The sequence below is a fragment of the Pseudomonas sp. Y24-6 genome, from assembly GCF_020295325.1.
GTDB lineage: Bacteria > Pseudomonadota > Gammaproteobacteria > Pseudomonadales > Pseudomonadaceae > Aquipseudomonas > Aquipseudomonas gregormendelii.
Map to the genome: position 1 here is coordinate 34,916 of NZ_JACBXG010000016.1, position 14,716 is coordinate 49,631.

Here is a 14,716-nt window from a genome sequence, read left to right on the forward strand (position 1 = left end):
TCGCCCTTTACGTTAACGTCAACTTGAGCGACAGTAGGGCTGCGGTAACACCCACTAATAAAGACAATAGGGGTCGTCATGGATCAACCCAGTGCAAGCCCGCAGCGCAGCTATACCCGCGGTTCCCAGGACAAAGCCTTGCTGGCGATGACTGTCGGCCAGGCGTTCGATGACACGGTCGCCCGCTACCCGAACGGCGAGGCGCTGGTAGTGCGCCATCAACAGCTGCGCTACACCTGGCAGCAATTATCCGCGGCTGTCGAGGTGCATGCCCGGGCCCTTATGGCGCTGGGTTTGCAGGCCGGGGACCGGCTCGGTATCTGGGCGCCCAACTGCGCCCAGTGGTGCATCAGCCAGTTCGCCAGCGCGAAGATCGGCGTGATTCTGGTCAACATCAACCCGGCGTATCGCAGCTCCGAACTGGAATATGTGCTCAAGCAATCCGGTTGCCAGTGGCTGGTCTGTGCCGGTGCCTTCAAGACATCCAACTATCACGAAATGCTCCAGGGACTGCTGCCTGAACTGGTCGAGCAGTCCATTGGTAAATTGCACAGCGAACGCCTGCCGGATTTACGCGGGGTAATCAGCCTCGACGCGCAGCCGCCGTCAGGTTTCCTGCCTTGGTCGCAACTGGCTGATCTGGCGGCCAGCATACCGGCGCAACAATTGCTGCAACGCCAGGACAGCCTGAATTTCGATCAGGCCGTGAACATTCAGTACACCTCTGGCACCACCGGTTTCCCCAAGGGCGCGACCCTCAGTCATTACAACATTCTCAACAACGGTTACATGGTTGGCGAAAGCCTGGGGCTGACTGCCGATGATCGGCTGGTGATCCCGGTGCCTCTCTATCATTGTTTCGGCATGGTCATGGGCAATCTGGGGTGCATCACCCACGGCACCACCATGATCTACCCCAATGATGGATTCGACCCGCTGCTGACCCTGACCACCGTCGCCGAAGAAAAAGCCACCGCGCTTTACGGTGTGCCCACCATGTTCATCGCCCTGCTTGACCAGCCAGGGCGTCAGGAATTTGATTTGTCGAGCTTGCGCACCGGCATCATGGCTGGCGCAACCTGTCCGATCGAGGTGATGCGACGAGTGATCAGCGAGATGCACATGAGCGAGGTGCAGATTGCCTACGGCATGACGGAAACCAGCCCGGTTTCCTTGCAAACCGGGCCTTCGGACGAACTGGAACTGCGAGTGACCACTGTCGGTCGCACCCAGCCGCAGCTGGAAAGCAAGATCATCGACGAGGCGGGCAATCTGGTGCCGCGCGGTACCATCGGCGAGCTCTGTACCCGCGGTTACAGCGTGATGCTCGGTTACTGGAACAACCCGCAAGGCACGGCGCAAGCCATCGACCAGGCAGGCTGGATGCACACCGGTGACCTGGCCAGCATGAATGATGACGGCTACGTGTGCATCGCCGGCCGGAACAAGGACATGATCATCCGTGGCGGCGAGAATATCTATCCGCGTGAGCTGGAGGAGTTTTTCTTCACTCATCCAGCCGTTGCCGACGTGCAGGTGATCGGGATTCCCTGTTCACGCTATGGCGAGGAAATCGTCGCCTGGATCAAGTTCCATCCCGGCTACAGCGCCACCGAACAGGAGCTGCAGCTCTGGTGCAAGGAGCGCATCGCCCACTTCAAGACGCCGCGTCACTTCAAGTTCGTAGAAGAGTTCCCAATGACGGTAACGGGCAAGATCCAGAAATTCCGCATGCGCGAGATCAGTATCGTGGAGCTCAAAGCGGTACTGTAGGAGCTGGCAGGTCAGCGATGGCGGTGTTCCATTCAATTTGAATGTCGACTGGCCCACCGCTTTCGCGAGCAAGGCCGCTCCCACAGGGTAATGCAGTGTCGGTGCTGGTGATGTCGAAAACCCGAATCCCAGACAGCACAAAGGGGAGCCGAAGCTCCCCTTTAATTTGTCGTTGCGCGTGCTCTTTTTTTATTATTGAGGGGCGGTCTGTTGTTGTTTTTGGTAACCGTGACCCTTTACCGCTGTTTTTGTCGATCCCCATCCGGGATCAAGAGCAAACGTATTTTTTTGAGCGCTGATCTGCTTTTTCGCCAAGCGATCCAACCAGTTCGGGAGCTACCTGAAGGTAGTTTTATTGTTCTCTGCCCGGTTGCGGGTTACTCCGAAAAGCACCCTGAAAAGCACACCTTCTCCAAAAAAATCTGTTAGCTGCGTCTCTGCCGTGTTGTTCTTGTTATGTCAGAGTCGTTACGTCTTATTTTTATTGGTTTGCTGCTTTTTATTCTTGTTATGCCATAGAGATAGCAGGAGCCGTGCCAACTTTTAAAAAAGCTTTAAAAACAGATACTTATGATTTAGCTTCTTTTTGGCAAAGGCTCTGACTCTCATAATCTGTTTCCGTGTTACTCGATTGCGCCCACATTTCACGGCTGGCGGTAACACCCCGACACAACCGCTCGCTCACTGTGCACTGCGTGCCTTGGCCACCCGCGATCCGGTAGGGCGGCCTAACACGGTACAGATATGCTGGCCTGCCAAAATCAAGGCGTCCAGGTCAATACCGGTGTGTATGCCCAGGCCGTTGAGCAGGTAGACCACATCCTCGCTGGCCACGTTACCGCTGGCGCCTTTGGCATAGGGGCAGCCGCCGAGGCCGGCGATGGAGCTGTCGAAGGTCGAGATGCCTTCCAGCAGGCTGGCGTAGATATTGGCCATGGCCTGCCCGTAGGTGTCGTGGAAATGCCCGGCGAGTTTGTCTCGAGGGACATCGGCCGAGACCACTTCGAACATTCTGCGAGTGGCGCCTGCGGTGCCGGTACCAATGGTGTCGCCCAGGGAGACCTCGTAACAGCCCATCGCGTGCAGCTCGCGAGCAACCCATGCGACTTGCTCGGGTGCTACATCTCCTTCGTAGGGGCAGCCCAGCACACAGGACACGTAACCGCGCACCGTTATCCCGTGTTGTCGGGCTGCGTCCATGATGGGAACGAAGCGCTCCAGGCTTTCGCTGATCGAGCAATTGATGTTGCGCCGGGAGAAGGCTTCGGAGGCGGCGGCGAACACCGCCACTTCCTTGACCCCGGCAGCAATGGCGTCTTCGAACCCACGCAGATTGGGGGCGAGTGCGCCGTAGGTGACGCCTGGTTTGCGCTGGATCTGCGCAAAGACTTCTGCCGAACCTGCCATCTGCGGCACCCATTTGGGCGAAACGAAACTGCCAACTTCGATGTAACCAAGGCCAGCGGCGCTCAGTGCGTCGACCAGTTGCACCTTGTCGGCGACGCTGATGGGCTGAGCTTCATTTTGCAAACCGTCGCGGGGACCCACTTCGATCAGGCGCACGTGAGTTGGGAGGGACATGGGAATTGACCTGTGCTGATAGCCCTGCAAGAGCGAGCTTGCTCGAGATGGTCGTTAACGATAACGCGGGTTTCCTGATTAAACGCGTTGACCTTGATTCCATCGCGAGCAAGCTTGCTCCTGCAGGGGGAGATGGGTGGGATTATTGAGTTTGCTGGCTCTTGATCGTCTGTTCCAGGGCCTGGGTGCAGCGCTCCTGCGCCGTGTCCAGTTCCAGCTTCATCTGCTCGATGTCGAGCATCTGCTGTTCCAGTTGATCACGACGCTCGGCAATCTTGTTCAACATGGTCTGCAACTGTTTCTGGTTGCCGCCGGCAGGGTCGTAGAGTTCGATCAGTTCGCGGCATTCGGCCAGTGAAAAACCGATGCGCTTGCCGCGCAAGATCAGCTTCAGGCTGACCTTGTCCCGGGGCGAGTAGATGCGTTCCTGGCCGCGTCGCTCGGGGCTGAGCAGGCCTTGCTCCTCATAGAAGCGGATCGCCCGGGTGGTAATGTCCAGCTCGCGGGCGAGGTCGGAGATGCTGTAGGTCAGGCTGCTCATGGGCGCGCTCGAAAAAGGATCATGGCGCTAAGCTAAAGGCAGGTTGACGTTTACGTCAAGGGCCAGCGCCCTACACCTTATCCAGTTTCTTCTCATGTGCCGTCACCTGCTGGCACAACTCGATCATCTGCTCGCGCATCCAGCGGTTGGCCGGGTCCTGGTCAGTGCTTTCGTGCCAGTAAAGGTGGGTCTCCACCGGGGGCACATCGTTGACCGGCAAACTGAAGGCATGCAGATCGTTGCGACGGGCAAAGCGCTCGGGCACGGTCATGACCATGTCCGTCTGCTGCAGCACTTGCGACGCCATCAGGTAATGCTGCGAGCGCAGGGCGATCTTGCGCTGGATGCCCATCTTGCCCAGCGCCAGGTCGACATGGCCCAGGCCACTGCGGCGGCTGGAGATATGAATGTGGGTCAGCGACAAGTAGTCATCGAGGCTGAATTTTTCCTTGTTCGCCAGCGGATGCCCCTTGCGCATGGCGCACACGTAGCGGTCCTCCATCAACTTGACATGGCGTACCTGGGGATCGGTATTGAGCGGGGCATCGACGGCGAAGTCGAGACGCCCGGCCGCCAGTTCCTTGGTGGTCTCGCGACGCTTGGACAGAAAGCTCTCGATGATCACGGTCGGCGCCAGGCGACGCAGGCGCTGAAACAGCGGGGGCAGGATCACCGCCTCGGTGAGGTCGGTCATGCTGATGCGATACGTCTTGACTGCCTGCAGCGGGTTGAATATGCGGCTTTCCTGAACGGATACACGCAGCAGCGAGAGCGCATTGCGCACCGGCCCGATGATGTTCTGCGCCATGGGCGTCGGAACCATGCCCTGGGCGGTGCGCACGAACAACGGGTCGTTGAATGTCTCGCGCAGGCGGGCGAGGGCGTTCGACACCGCCGGCTGGGTGATGCCAACGATCTGTCCGGCGCGAGTCAGGTTGGCTTCGGTGTAGATCGCGTCAAAGACGATGAAAAGGTTGAGGTCGACCTTGCTCAGATTCATGGCGCTGCACTCTTATTGTGTGGGCTCGGTGGCCTTGGCGATCAGTGGATCATATATCGGTGATGAATGTTAATACACGCCGAGAATAGGCTAGGTAAATTTTCGTCACTGTTCTAGCATCAAATCCATGACCTGAACAACTCATTAAAACCCCCGTTAAAAGGTAGAGCTGCCCATGGATTTCGCTTATTCGCCCAAGGTGCAAGAACTGCGTGAGCGCGTGACCGCGTTCATGGACACCTACGTTTATCCCGCTGAAGCCGTGTTCGAGCGTCAGGTCGCCGAAGGCGATCGCTGGCAGCCGACCGCGATCATGGAAGAACTCAAACTCAAGGCCAAGGCCGAGGGCTTGTGGAATCTGTTTCTACCCGAGTCCGAGCTGGGGGCCGGCCTGACCAACCTGGAATACGCGCCGCTAGCGGAAATCATGGGTCGCTCCTTGCTAGGCCCTGAGCCCTTCAACTGCTCGGCTCCAGACACCGGCAACATGGAAGTGCTGGTGCGTTACGCCAACGAAGAGCAGAAGCAGCGCTGGCTCGAGCCCCTGTTGCGTGGCGAAATTCGGTCAGCCTTCGCCATGACCGAACCCGACGTGGCGTCCTCCGACGCTACCAATATGGCCGCCCGCGCCGTGCGTGACGGCGATGAGTGGGTCATCAATGGCAAAAAGTGGTGGACCTCCGGCGCCTGTGATCCGCGCTGCAAAATCCTGATCTTCATGGGCCTGAGCAATCCAGACGCACCGCGGCATGCCCAGCACTCGATGATCCTGGTACCGGTGGATACCCCTGGCGTGAAGATCCTGCGTCCGCTGCCGGTGTTTGGTTACGACGATGCACCGCATGGTCACGCCGAAGTGCTGTTTGAAAATGTCCGGGTGCCGTTTGAAAACGTCCTGTTGGGCGAGGGCCGCGGGTTTGAAATCGCCCAGGGTCGACTTGGCCCGGGGCGGATTCACCACTGCATGCGTTCTATCGGCATGGCCGAACGTGCGCTGGAATTGATGTGCAAACGTTCAGTGAGCCGTACCGCGTTCGGCAAGCCACTGGCGCGCCTGGGCGGTAACATCGACAAGATCGCCGACTCGCGTATGGAAATCGACATGGCGCGTCTGCTGACCTTGAAGGCCGCGTACATGATGGACACTGTCGGTAACAAGGTGGCCAGGAGCGAGATCGCGCAGATCAAGGTCGTTGCACCCAACGTGGCCTTGCGCGTGATCGACCGCGCGATTCAGATTCACGGCGGCGCCGGGGTTTCCAACGATTTCCCGCTGGCCTACATGTACGCGATGCAACGCACCTTGCGCCTGGCCGATGGCCCGGACGAAGTGCACCGCGCCGCCATTGGCAAGTTCGAGATCGGCAAGTATGTGCCGAAGGAAATGCTGCGCAGCGGTCACTGAACAAACGTGTAGCACCGACCCACGAGATTCACTGTACGAGCGAGCTTGCTCGCGATGATCGTCAACGATGACGCGTTAATGCTGGATTAACGCGGCGCCTCTGAGTTCATCGCGATCAAGCTCGCTCCTACAGAGGGCGAGTTCAGTGAGTATCCACCTCGGGCAGCCCGTAGAACGTCCGGGCGCACGCGGTGGTGTGTGCTGCCAGGTCTTCCTCGCTTTCCCCCCGATGCAATGCCACCTCACGCAACACCTCCGTCAGATACGCCGGTTCGTTACGGCCATTTTTCGGCTTGGGCCGCAAGCTGCGGGGCAACAGGTACGGCGCATCGCTCTCCAGCATCAATCGACCGCGTTTGATCTCCTTTACCAGTGGGTGCAGGTGCGTGCCCCGGCGCTCGTCGCAGATCCATCCGGTAATGCCGATGTGCAAGTCCAGGTCGAGGTAGCTGAACAGGGCCTTTTTCTCTCCGGTAAAACAATGCACCACGGCAGCCGGCAACTGATCCCGATAGTCGCGCAAGATGTCCAGCAGGCGCTGGCTGGCATCGCGCTCGTGCAGGAACACCGGCAATTGCAGTTCGACCGCCATTGCCAGGTGCTCCTCCAGCACCTTCTCCTGTTGCGGGCGCGGCGAGAAGTCGCGATTGAAGTCCAGCCCGCATTCGCCCACGGCGACCACGTTGGGTTCCTTGAGCAAACTGCGCAGGCGCCGGGCGCTATCGGCGTTCCAGTCGCTGGCGGAATGCGGGTGGATGCCGGCAGTGGCAAACAGTCGCTGATTGCTGTCGTCCAGCTGCTGGCACAGCTCCAAGGCCTGTTCGCTGCCTTCGACACTGGTGCCGGTAAGGACCAGTTGGCACACGCCGGCGGCGTACGCACGGTCGAGTACCGCCTGGTGCTTGTCGGCAAAACTGGGGTTGGTCAGGTTGACGCCGATATCGATGAGTTGCATGGTGCTACCTCGGACCAAAGGCCGGAAAGCATATCAGAGCTGCAGATTTATAAGAAAAGCCAAGAACTACAATCAGTTGTAGCTGTCTCTTGATCCCGCGAGGCAGGTCGTGCTGGTCAGTTGACCCGCATGAAGCCAGTTTCTCGCGCCTTGTCAGCGCTGTTTCTGACGTTCGATTTCACTCACTCCTTGAAATCGGCCCAGTATTCTTTCCGGAGAGTGGATGACCCGTCCCTCGGTGTTGCTGTTGCTGTGTTTATCGTTGCTACTGCCGATGCCGGCGCTTGCGCGTCTGGCCGGCCCGCTGCAAGCCGTACCCGCCGCGAAGGTCCGTGACCTGGTGGAAATCCGCAGCAGCCGTGTGCTGCGGGTGCTGGTCAACCAAAGTCGCAACAGCTCCGGGGAAGTCGAAGGCCAGGCGATCGGCGTCGAATACCACCGCCTGCGCGCCTTTGAGCAATACCTCAACGGTCACGCCCGTGACGGTCAGGAAATCACCCTCAAGATAATCCCTAAAGGCAAAGACCAGCTCATCGGCGCATTGCAGCGCGGGGAGGGTGACTTGGTGGCGCCAGGGGAACTGCTCGACCTGCAGCCCGGCCACGCCATCAGCACCAGTCAACCCATTGCCAGCAATATTCCGTTGGTGTTGGTCGGGATCAAGGGCGAGCGGAGTTACACCCGCCTGGAGCAGTTGTCCGGCAAGACCCTGGCCCTGCCAACGGGCAGCGCTGCCGGGGATGCGGTCAGCCAGATCAATCAGAGACTGGCGCTGCATAAATTGCCGCCGGTGAACGTCGAGTGGGTCGACCCCAGCCTCGCGGTCGAGGATGTACTGGAAATGGTCCAGGGCGGCATTTTCCACCTGACGATAGTCGAACAACCGATTGCCGAGCGCTGGGGCAAGATTCTGCCCAAGTTGCGCCTCGACCGGAAGGTGCTGATCAGTGAGCCAGGAGAAGAGTTCTGGTTCGTGCGGCGCGATGCTTCAATGCTGCGGGCCAGCATCGACCGCTTTCTACTCACCTATAAGAAACCCTCGGACCAGGATGTGGCCTTCCTGCGCATCTACCGTCGCCTGTATCAAGTGCACTATCCCTTGGCCAAGGCCAATCGTCAGCGCCTGGAAAAGCTGCGTCCGGTGCTGCAGAAGCACGCGGCGGCCCAAGGCATGGACTGGCTGAATCTGGCGGCGCTGGCATTCAAGGAATCCGGGCTGCAACCCAGTGCCCGCAGCGGCGGTGCCCCGACCGGGCTGATGCAGATCACCCCTGCGGCGGCGCAACGGGTAGGCGTCAATAACATTCAGGAACTGGATGCCAATGTTCAGGCCGGGGCCAAGTACCTGGCGATGATTCGCCGCAATTTCTTTGCCAGCCCCAAGCTCAATGAGCGTGAGCGCATGGCGTTTGTGCTGGCCGCTTACAACATTGGGCCGGAGCGGGTCCAGGGCATGCGCGCCGAGGCACGACGTCGAGGCTTGAACCCCAATCAGTGGTTTTTCCAGGTTGAGCGCATTGCCATGGAGCAGGTTGGAATGGGGCCGGTCGGCTATGTTAATAGCGTGAACAAGTATTACCTGGCGTTCGATCGGGAGCGAGAGTCGCTGGAGGCTCAGGGGCAACAGGTTGTCACACGGAAATGATCTACTAAACTGATTGTTATGGTGAGTTATTTACGCTTTTAACATAAGAATAACCGATTAATATAGCGGCCAACCAACACTCAAACCAAGAATGGATGACACAGCATGAGCACACTGATCAACAAGGTCCTGTTTACCCGCGCCGGCTACGGCTTGACTGTCCTGCGGATTTTCGTCGGCATCATCTTTGCCGCCCATGGCGCGCAGAAGCTTTTTGGTGCGTTTGGCGGTTACGGTTTGGCCGGCACTGCGCAGTACATGGAAAGCCTGGGCCTGACGCCTGGCTATGTGATGGCGACGCTGGCCGGAGGCACCGAGTTTTTTGGCGGCCTGGCATTGATCATCGGCCTGTTGGTGCGCCCGGCGGCATTGGGCCTGACGTTTCTGTCGCTGGTTGCCATCTTCAGCGTGCACATCAGCAACGGCCTGTTCATGGCCAACAACGGTTACGAATTTGCCCTGGCCCTGCTCGGTGGCTCCATCGCGGTGTTGATCGAAGGCGCCGGCAAGCTGTCGGCAGACCGCGCCATCGCCGGCTAACCGCTCTGGATCAATAAAAAGGCCCGCATCAAGCGGGCCTTTTTTGTTGCTCGCAATTCTTGACACTGCCGTGTCGGCTTCTCTAGGATGCTGCTCATGCGCCGATTTAAACAGCTACTTGCGGGGCGCCAGGTGACTCGATCAGTTACCGACAGAAGCTCGGAAACAGGCTTCGAAATTCCGCTAAAGCGCTGGTTCGGTGTTGCCTCTCACCTGCCATGCAGACCTTTGAGGCAGAGACACGATACGATGAATGCACTAAGCCCCGTTGTACGCCCCGCGCCGATCACGGCACACCTCACCCAGCGCAATCCCAAAATCCTGCTTGGCGGCAAACATCAGCCAACGCTCCTGCGTTATCTCGATGGCTGGCCTCGCCGCACGGGTGGTCCTGCGGCCTTCCTTATCCAGTTCGTCGAAGACGGTGAGTCCCTGGCGCGTTTCGCCAGCGACAGCTTCGACTTGGCGGTGATTCAGTCACCGACTGTTGAAGGGGCCAGCGAAATGATCAGCCAATTGATCCGCGTGGCCCGCCAGGGCCTGATTACACGACGCTGAATGTCACCATTTTGTCGATTGACGGCGCGTGCCAGCGGCTGGCGCTGGCGTCGGTATTCGCGCGAATCAATCAGACGAGCGTCTTAAGGGCCAACTCAAAAGCTTCACAGCCTTTGCTGGCAAAGCTCTGGTAGTTACCGAACAGACGGATCAGGTAGATCGAGCCGACGTTCAGGTAGCCCAGGCGGTAAATGGACTTCAACGAATCGAAGTTGCTCGACTCCACATAAGAGACCAGTCCTTTGTAACCCTCCTCCAGGTAGTGCCTGAGCGCAAGGTTCATGCCTATGGCGTGCAGGCGCTGGCCTCGATAGTCGTGATGGGTGAAGCCCTTGTACATGTAGATGTAAGAGGGGCTGAAGTGCAGGAACAGTTCTGGCGGGTCGATGTGCGTCGGTTTGCGCGAATACCAGCCATAAGAAGCCAATACCGCGCCATCGAAGATGCCGAAGCATTGATCGCCCTTGGCCAGGGATTCTTCGATAAAGCTCTCGGGCATCTCATTGACTGGATCGCGCGCGTAGTGGCGCATCATCTGTTCACTGAGGAACATCGGCTTGAAGTGCGATGGGTAGTCGAGGAACGCCGGGTCGACTTTCTGCAGCGTGACCCCGCGCAGTATCTTGAACAGCATGAAGGCGTTGACCGTCTTCAAAAAGAGCTGATGACTCGCGCTGGACAACCCGATCTTTCGAATCTTCGTTTGGCTTTTCTCAAGCAGCTGCTGCACGATCATGCCGTCCTCCCAATGGATCTTGTTTATGAAAGGGAATTTGCGTGACTTCCAACTGCCAATTTATTGGCCTTTGTAACAGGATGTTAGCAAGGTATTTTGCGTTTGCCCGGCAAAGCGTCATAAAACTAGCGATATCCGACAGACGTTCCGTAGAGTCAGTTGAGTACTCGCAGCTAACTATCTGAGTTGTCAGACGTTCATTTCCCGCCAGCCTGGATAGTGGGGAAAATTTTTTTCAGTGACATCCATTCGCAACTTGCCCCAAGGAGGCCCTCGACTTGAGTACCAACATCATCACAAAGGAAGGGCATGACGCCCTGAAACAGGAGCTCGATTACCTGTGGCGGGAGAAGCGTCCGGACACGACTCGCAAGGTCACCTGGGCCGCCTCCCTGGGCGACCGCAGTGAGAATGCCGATTACCAGTACAACAAGAAGCTGCTGCGCGAAATTGATCGCAGGGTGCGCTACCTGCGCAAGCGGCTGGAGGATGTGCGGGTGGTCGAGTACTCGCCGGAGCAGGAGGGAAGGGTGTTTTTCGGTGCCTGGGTCGAGATTGAAAACGAGGCCGGGGACATCAAGAAATTTCGCGTGGTGGGGTATGACGAAATCTACGGGCGCAACGATTACATCTCGATCGATTCACCGATGGCGCGCGCATTGCTGAAAAAGGAAGTGGGTGACGAGGCGGTGGTGCAGACCCCGGGGGGCGAAACGTTGTGGTGGATCAACGCCATCTCCTACGGGCAAACGCCAAACGATCGCCCAGGGTAGGGCGACCGCCCAGGCGTCGATCAACCCTCGCGCAACACGGTCAGCGGGCTGGCGTTCAGGGCCCGACGGGTCCCGAATACGCCCGCGCCGCCAATCAGCACGGCACCGATCAATGGCATTACCAGCAGCCATGGATGCGGCTGCCACGGCAGGTCGAATGCATAGCGGTACAGCACCAGGCTGACCAGTTCCGAGCCCAGTGCCGCGAGCAGGCCACTCACGGCCCCCAGCAGACCGAACTCGATCCGCCGGGCCTTGACCAACAGCTTCCGTTCCGCGCCCAGCGCACGTAGCAGGGCGCCCTGGCGAATGCGTTCATCCAGCGTTGCCTGCAATCCGGAAAACAGCACCGCCATGCCAGCCGCCAGGACGAACAGCAGGACGTACTCCACTGCCAGGGTGACCTGGGCGAGGATGCTGCGCAGTTGTTCCAGCAGGGCTTCGACTTGCAGGATGGTCACTGCCGGAAAGCTTCGGGACAGATCGACGATCTGCTGATCATGCCCGGCGGCCAGGTAGAAGCTGGTCAGGTAGGTGGCCGGCAGGTCCTTCAGGGTGCCGGGCTGGAAGATCATGAAGAAATTGGGCTGGAAGTTGTCCCAGTTGATGTCACGCAAGCTGGTGACTTTCGCTTCGCGATTGACCCCGCCAACGGTGAAAACCATGTGATCGCCCAGCTTGAGCTTCAGGCTGTCGGCAACCTTGCCCTCCACCGACACTCCGGGAATCTCGTCGGGTGTCTGTTCAGTCCACCAGTTGCCGGCGGTGAGCTTGTTGCCCGCTGGCAGGTCGGCCGCCCAGGTCAGGCTCAGGTCGCGCTGGATGGCCCGATCTCCGGCTGAATCCTTGCTGACGATTTGCTGCACCGGTTCGCCATTGATACTGATCAGCCTTCCGGGCACCACTGGGTACAAGGGCGCTGCCTGTGCCGAGAGTTCGATCAGGCGGTCGGTGAATGCCTGCTTGTCTGCCGGCAAAATGTTCAGCGCAAAATAGTTGGGGGCATTTTTCGGCAGCTGGTTCTGCCAGGTATCGAGTAACTCGCCGCGCAACAGGGCGATCAACGCCATGGACAGCAAGATCAGACCGAACGCCAGGGACTGCCCCGCAGCGGCCAGGGGGTGGCGCAGCAACTGGCCCAACCCCAGGCGCCAGGGCAGGGAAGCGCGTGCCAGCATGCGCCGCAGGCTTTTGAGCAGCAGCAACAGCAAGCCGCCCAGGACCAGCGCGGCAATGACGCCGCCGCCGAGCAGGGCGAAGGTCAGCACCAGGTCCAGGCTCAGGCGCCACATGATCAGCCCCAGTGCCCCCAAGGCCGCGCCATAGACCATCCAGGTGCTGGACGGTATGGGCAGCATGTCTCGACGCAACACGCGCAGCGGCGGCACCCGCCCCAACGCCGCCAGGGGCGGCAGGGCAAAGCCGGCCAACGCCACCAGCCCGGTGCCGATCCCGGCGATGGCCGGGAACAGGCCGCCAGGCGGGACATCGGTGGGCAGCAGGTCATGCAGTAACGCAAACAACCCGAGCTGCGCCGCCCAACCGATCACCGCGCCGCTGATACTCGCCAGCAAACCCAGCACAGTCAGCTGCACGCTGAACAGCAGCAGGGTTTCCCGGCGTGACAGGCCCAGGCAGCGCAGCAGTGCGCTGGCATCGAAGCGGCGAGTGGCGAAGCGCGTGGCCGACAGGGCCACTGCGACTCCGGACAACAGCACGGCGACCAGGCTGGCCATGTTCAGGTAGCGCTCGGCCTTGCCCAGCGCACCACCGATTTGCCGATTGCCATCGCGGGCATCCTGCAGCCTCTGATTCGGCGCCAGGCCGGGCTTGATCGCTTGTCGATAGCTTTCCAGTGCCTCGGCCTTGCCGCGCCAGAGTTCCCGATAACTGACCCGGCTGCCGGGCTGGACCACGCCCGTGGCCGCCAGGTCGCTGAGGTTGATCAAGACCCGTGGCGTCAGGCTGTAGAAATTCCCCGCCCGATCGGGTTCATAGGTCAGCACCCTGGCGAGCTTCAGCGTCTTCATGCCGACGTCGATGCTGTCGCCCATTTTCAGGTCCAGGGCCGTCAGCAGCCGCGCTTCGACCCAGGCTTCGCCGGGTTTCGGACCACCACCTGGCTCCTCCGGGGCAAAGGGCGCTGCCGCGCTTTTCAGTTCGCCGCGTAATGGGTAGACGTCATCTGCCGCCTTGATGCTCGACAGCTGGATCCCGTTGTCGGTGGCGATCACGCTGGAGAACTCGACCACCTGGGCGTGTTCGAGTCCCAGCTCGACGCCGCTGGTGATCTGTTCCGGTCGCGCTGGCGAGCTGCCTTCGAGCAGCAGGTCGGCGCCGAGGAACTCGGTGGCCCGCAGCAACATGGCGCCGTTCAGGCGGGCGCCGAAGTAACCAATGGCCGTGCTCGCCGCCACGGCGACCAGCAAGGCGAAGAACAACACCCGCAGCTCACCGGCGCGGGCGTCGCGCAGCAGTTGGCGCAGGGCAAGGCTGAACAGGCGCAATAGCGGCAGGCGTGCCATCAAGGCTCCAGAGGGGCGACCAGCAGGCCGGCTTCAAGGCGGATCAGGCGCCGGCACCGGTGTGCCAGGCGTTCGTCGTGAGTCACCAGCACCAGCGTGGTGCCGCGCTCTTTGTTGAGTTCGAACAGCAGGTCGCTGATGCGCTCGCCCGTGTGGCTGTCGAGGTTGCCCGTGGGCTCGTCGGCAAACAGCACGTCGGGCTCGGCTGCGAACGCGCGGGCAATTGCCACGCGTTGCTGTTCGCCACCAGAGAGCTGGCGCGGAGAATGGGTCAGGCGCTGGCCCAGGCCTACCCGCTGCAACAACTGCGTGGCCCGTTCGCGGGCGTCCTTGCGACCGTCCAGCTCCAGCGGCAGCATGACGTTTTCCAGGGCGTTGAGACTGTCGAGCAGCTGGAACGACTGGAACACGAAACCGACGTGCTCGGCCCGGATGCGCGCGCGCTGGTCTTCGTCAAGATTACTCAGGGCCTGGCCGGCCAGTGTGACTTCGCCGCTGCTGGGCAGGTCGAGGCCGGCGAGCAAACCGAGGAGGGTGGATTTGCCTGATCCGGAGGCGCCGACGATAGCCAGGCTATCACCCTTGTTCAGTTCCAGGCTGAGTTCGTGCAGGATAGTCAGTTCACCTTCCGCGCTGGGTACCACTTTGCTGAGGTTCTTCGCGGTGAGAATGCTTGCGCCCATG

General features: G+C 59.9%; 13 protein-coding genes. 6 read left to right on the plus strand and 7 right to left on the minus strand.

Annotated elements, in window-relative coordinates; genetic code table 11:
- Window positions 1-78: 78 nt before the first annotated feature.
- Window positions 79-1,773, plus strand: coding sequence for an AMP-binding protein (locus HYI44_RS24890; protein WP_122839324.1), 1,695 nt, complete (start codon window positions 79-81; stop codon window positions 1,771-1,773).
- A 681-nt stretch (window positions 1,774-2,454) separates the two neighbouring features.
- On the opposite strand, the gene HYI44_RS24895 is transcribed toward HYI44_RS24890, so the two are convergent.
- From HYI44_RS24895 to HYI44_RS24905, 3 genes are all read right to left on the minus strand, one after another.
- Window positions 2,455-3,354 (minus strand): hydroxymethylglutaryl-CoA lyase, encoded by a 900-nt coding sequence (locus HYI44_RS24895; protein ID WP_225570771.1) that lies wholly within the window; start codon window positions 3,352-3,354, stop codon window positions 2,455-2,457.
- Window positions 3,355-3,496: 142 nt separating this feature from the next.
- Window positions 3,497-3,895: a MerR family transcriptional regulator gene (locus tag HYI44_RS24900; protein WP_122839322.1), complete on the minus strand. Its 399-nt coding sequence runs from the start codon at window positions 3,893-3,895 to the stop codon at window positions 3,497-3,499.
- A 70-nt stretch (window positions 3,896-3,965) separates the two neighbouring features.
- Window positions 3,966-4,895, minus strand: coding sequence for a LysR family transcriptional regulator (locus HYI44_RS24905; protein WP_122839321.1), 930 nt, complete (start codon window positions 4,893-4,895; stop codon window positions 3,966-3,968).
- A 175-nt stretch (window positions 4,896-5,070) separates the two neighbouring features.
- On the opposite strand from HYI44_RS24905, the gene HYI44_RS24910 reads away from it, so the two are divergent.
- Window positions 5,071-6,300: an acyl-CoA dehydrogenase gene (locus HYI44_RS24910; protein WP_122839320.1), complete on the plus strand. Its 1,230-nt coding sequence runs from the start codon at window positions 5,071-5,073 to the stop codon at window positions 6,298-6,300.
- Between the two features lie 142 nt (window positions 6,301-6,442).
- On the opposite strand, the gene HYI44_RS24915 is transcribed toward HYI44_RS24910, so the two are convergent.
- Entirely contained in the window at window positions 6,443-7,255 is an 813-nt protein-coding gene (locus tag HYI44_RS24915) for a TatD family hydrolase (RefSeq protein WP_045060193.1), read from the minus strand.
- A gap of 223 nt (window positions 7,256-7,478) precedes the next feature.
- Between HYI44_RS24915 and HYI44_RS24920 the strand changes: the two genes are divergently transcribed.
- The 3 genes from HYI44_RS24920 (at window position 7,479) to HYI44_RS24930 (ending at window position 9,998) form a co-directional block, all read left to right on the plus strand.
- Window positions 7,479-8,900: a transglycosylase SLT domain-containing protein gene (locus HYI44_RS24920; RefSeq protein WP_225570772.1), complete on the plus strand. Its 1,422-nt coding sequence runs from the start codon at window positions 7,479-7,481 to the stop codon at window positions 8,898-8,900.
- A 105-nt stretch (window positions 8,901-9,005) separates the two neighbouring features.
- Entirely contained in the window at window positions 9,006-9,440 is a 435-nt protein-coding gene (locus tag HYI44_RS24925; RefSeq protein ID WP_122839317.1) for a DoxX family protein, read from the plus strand.
- Window positions 9,441-9,689: 249 nt separating this feature from the next.
- Window positions 9,690-9,998, plus strand: a complete 309-nt coding sequence (locus tag HYI44_RS24930) for a class I SAM-dependent methyltransferase (protein WP_122839316.1) — start codon at window positions 9,690-9,692, stop codon at window positions 9,996-9,998.
- 70 nt (window positions 9,999-10,068) lie between these two features.
- Here the strand turns inward: HYI44_RS24930 and HYI44_RS24935 are convergent, their stop codons facing one another.
- Entirely contained in the window at window positions 10,069-10,734 is a 666-nt protein-coding gene (locus tag HYI44_RS24935; protein WP_225570773.1) for a GNAT family N-acetyltransferase, read from the minus strand.
- A 278-nt stretch (window positions 10,735-11,012) separates the two neighbouring features.
- On the opposite strand from HYI44_RS24935, the gene greB reads away from it, so the two are divergent.
- Entirely contained in the window at window positions 11,013-11,507 is a 495-nt protein-coding gene (greB, locus tag HYI44_RS24940) for a transcription elongation factor GreB (RefSeq protein WP_045060197.1), read from the plus strand.
- 20 nt (window positions 11,508-11,527) lie between these two features.
- Here greB and HYI44_RS24945 read toward each other — a convergent pair whose 3' ends face one another.
- Complete coding sequence (locus HYI44_RS24945; protein ID WP_122839314.1) at window positions 11,528-14,032, minus strand: ABC transporter permease; 2,505 nt, start codon at window positions 14,030-14,032, stop codon at window positions 11,528-11,530.
- Entirely contained in the window at window positions 14,032-14,715 is a 684-nt protein-coding gene (locus HYI44_RS24950) for an ABC transporter ATP-binding protein (RefSeq protein WP_028619977.1), read from the minus strand. The genes HYI44_RS24945 and HYI44_RS24950 overlap by 1 nt, the downstream gene beginning before the upstream one ends.
- Window position 14,716: the final 1 nt, after the last annotated feature.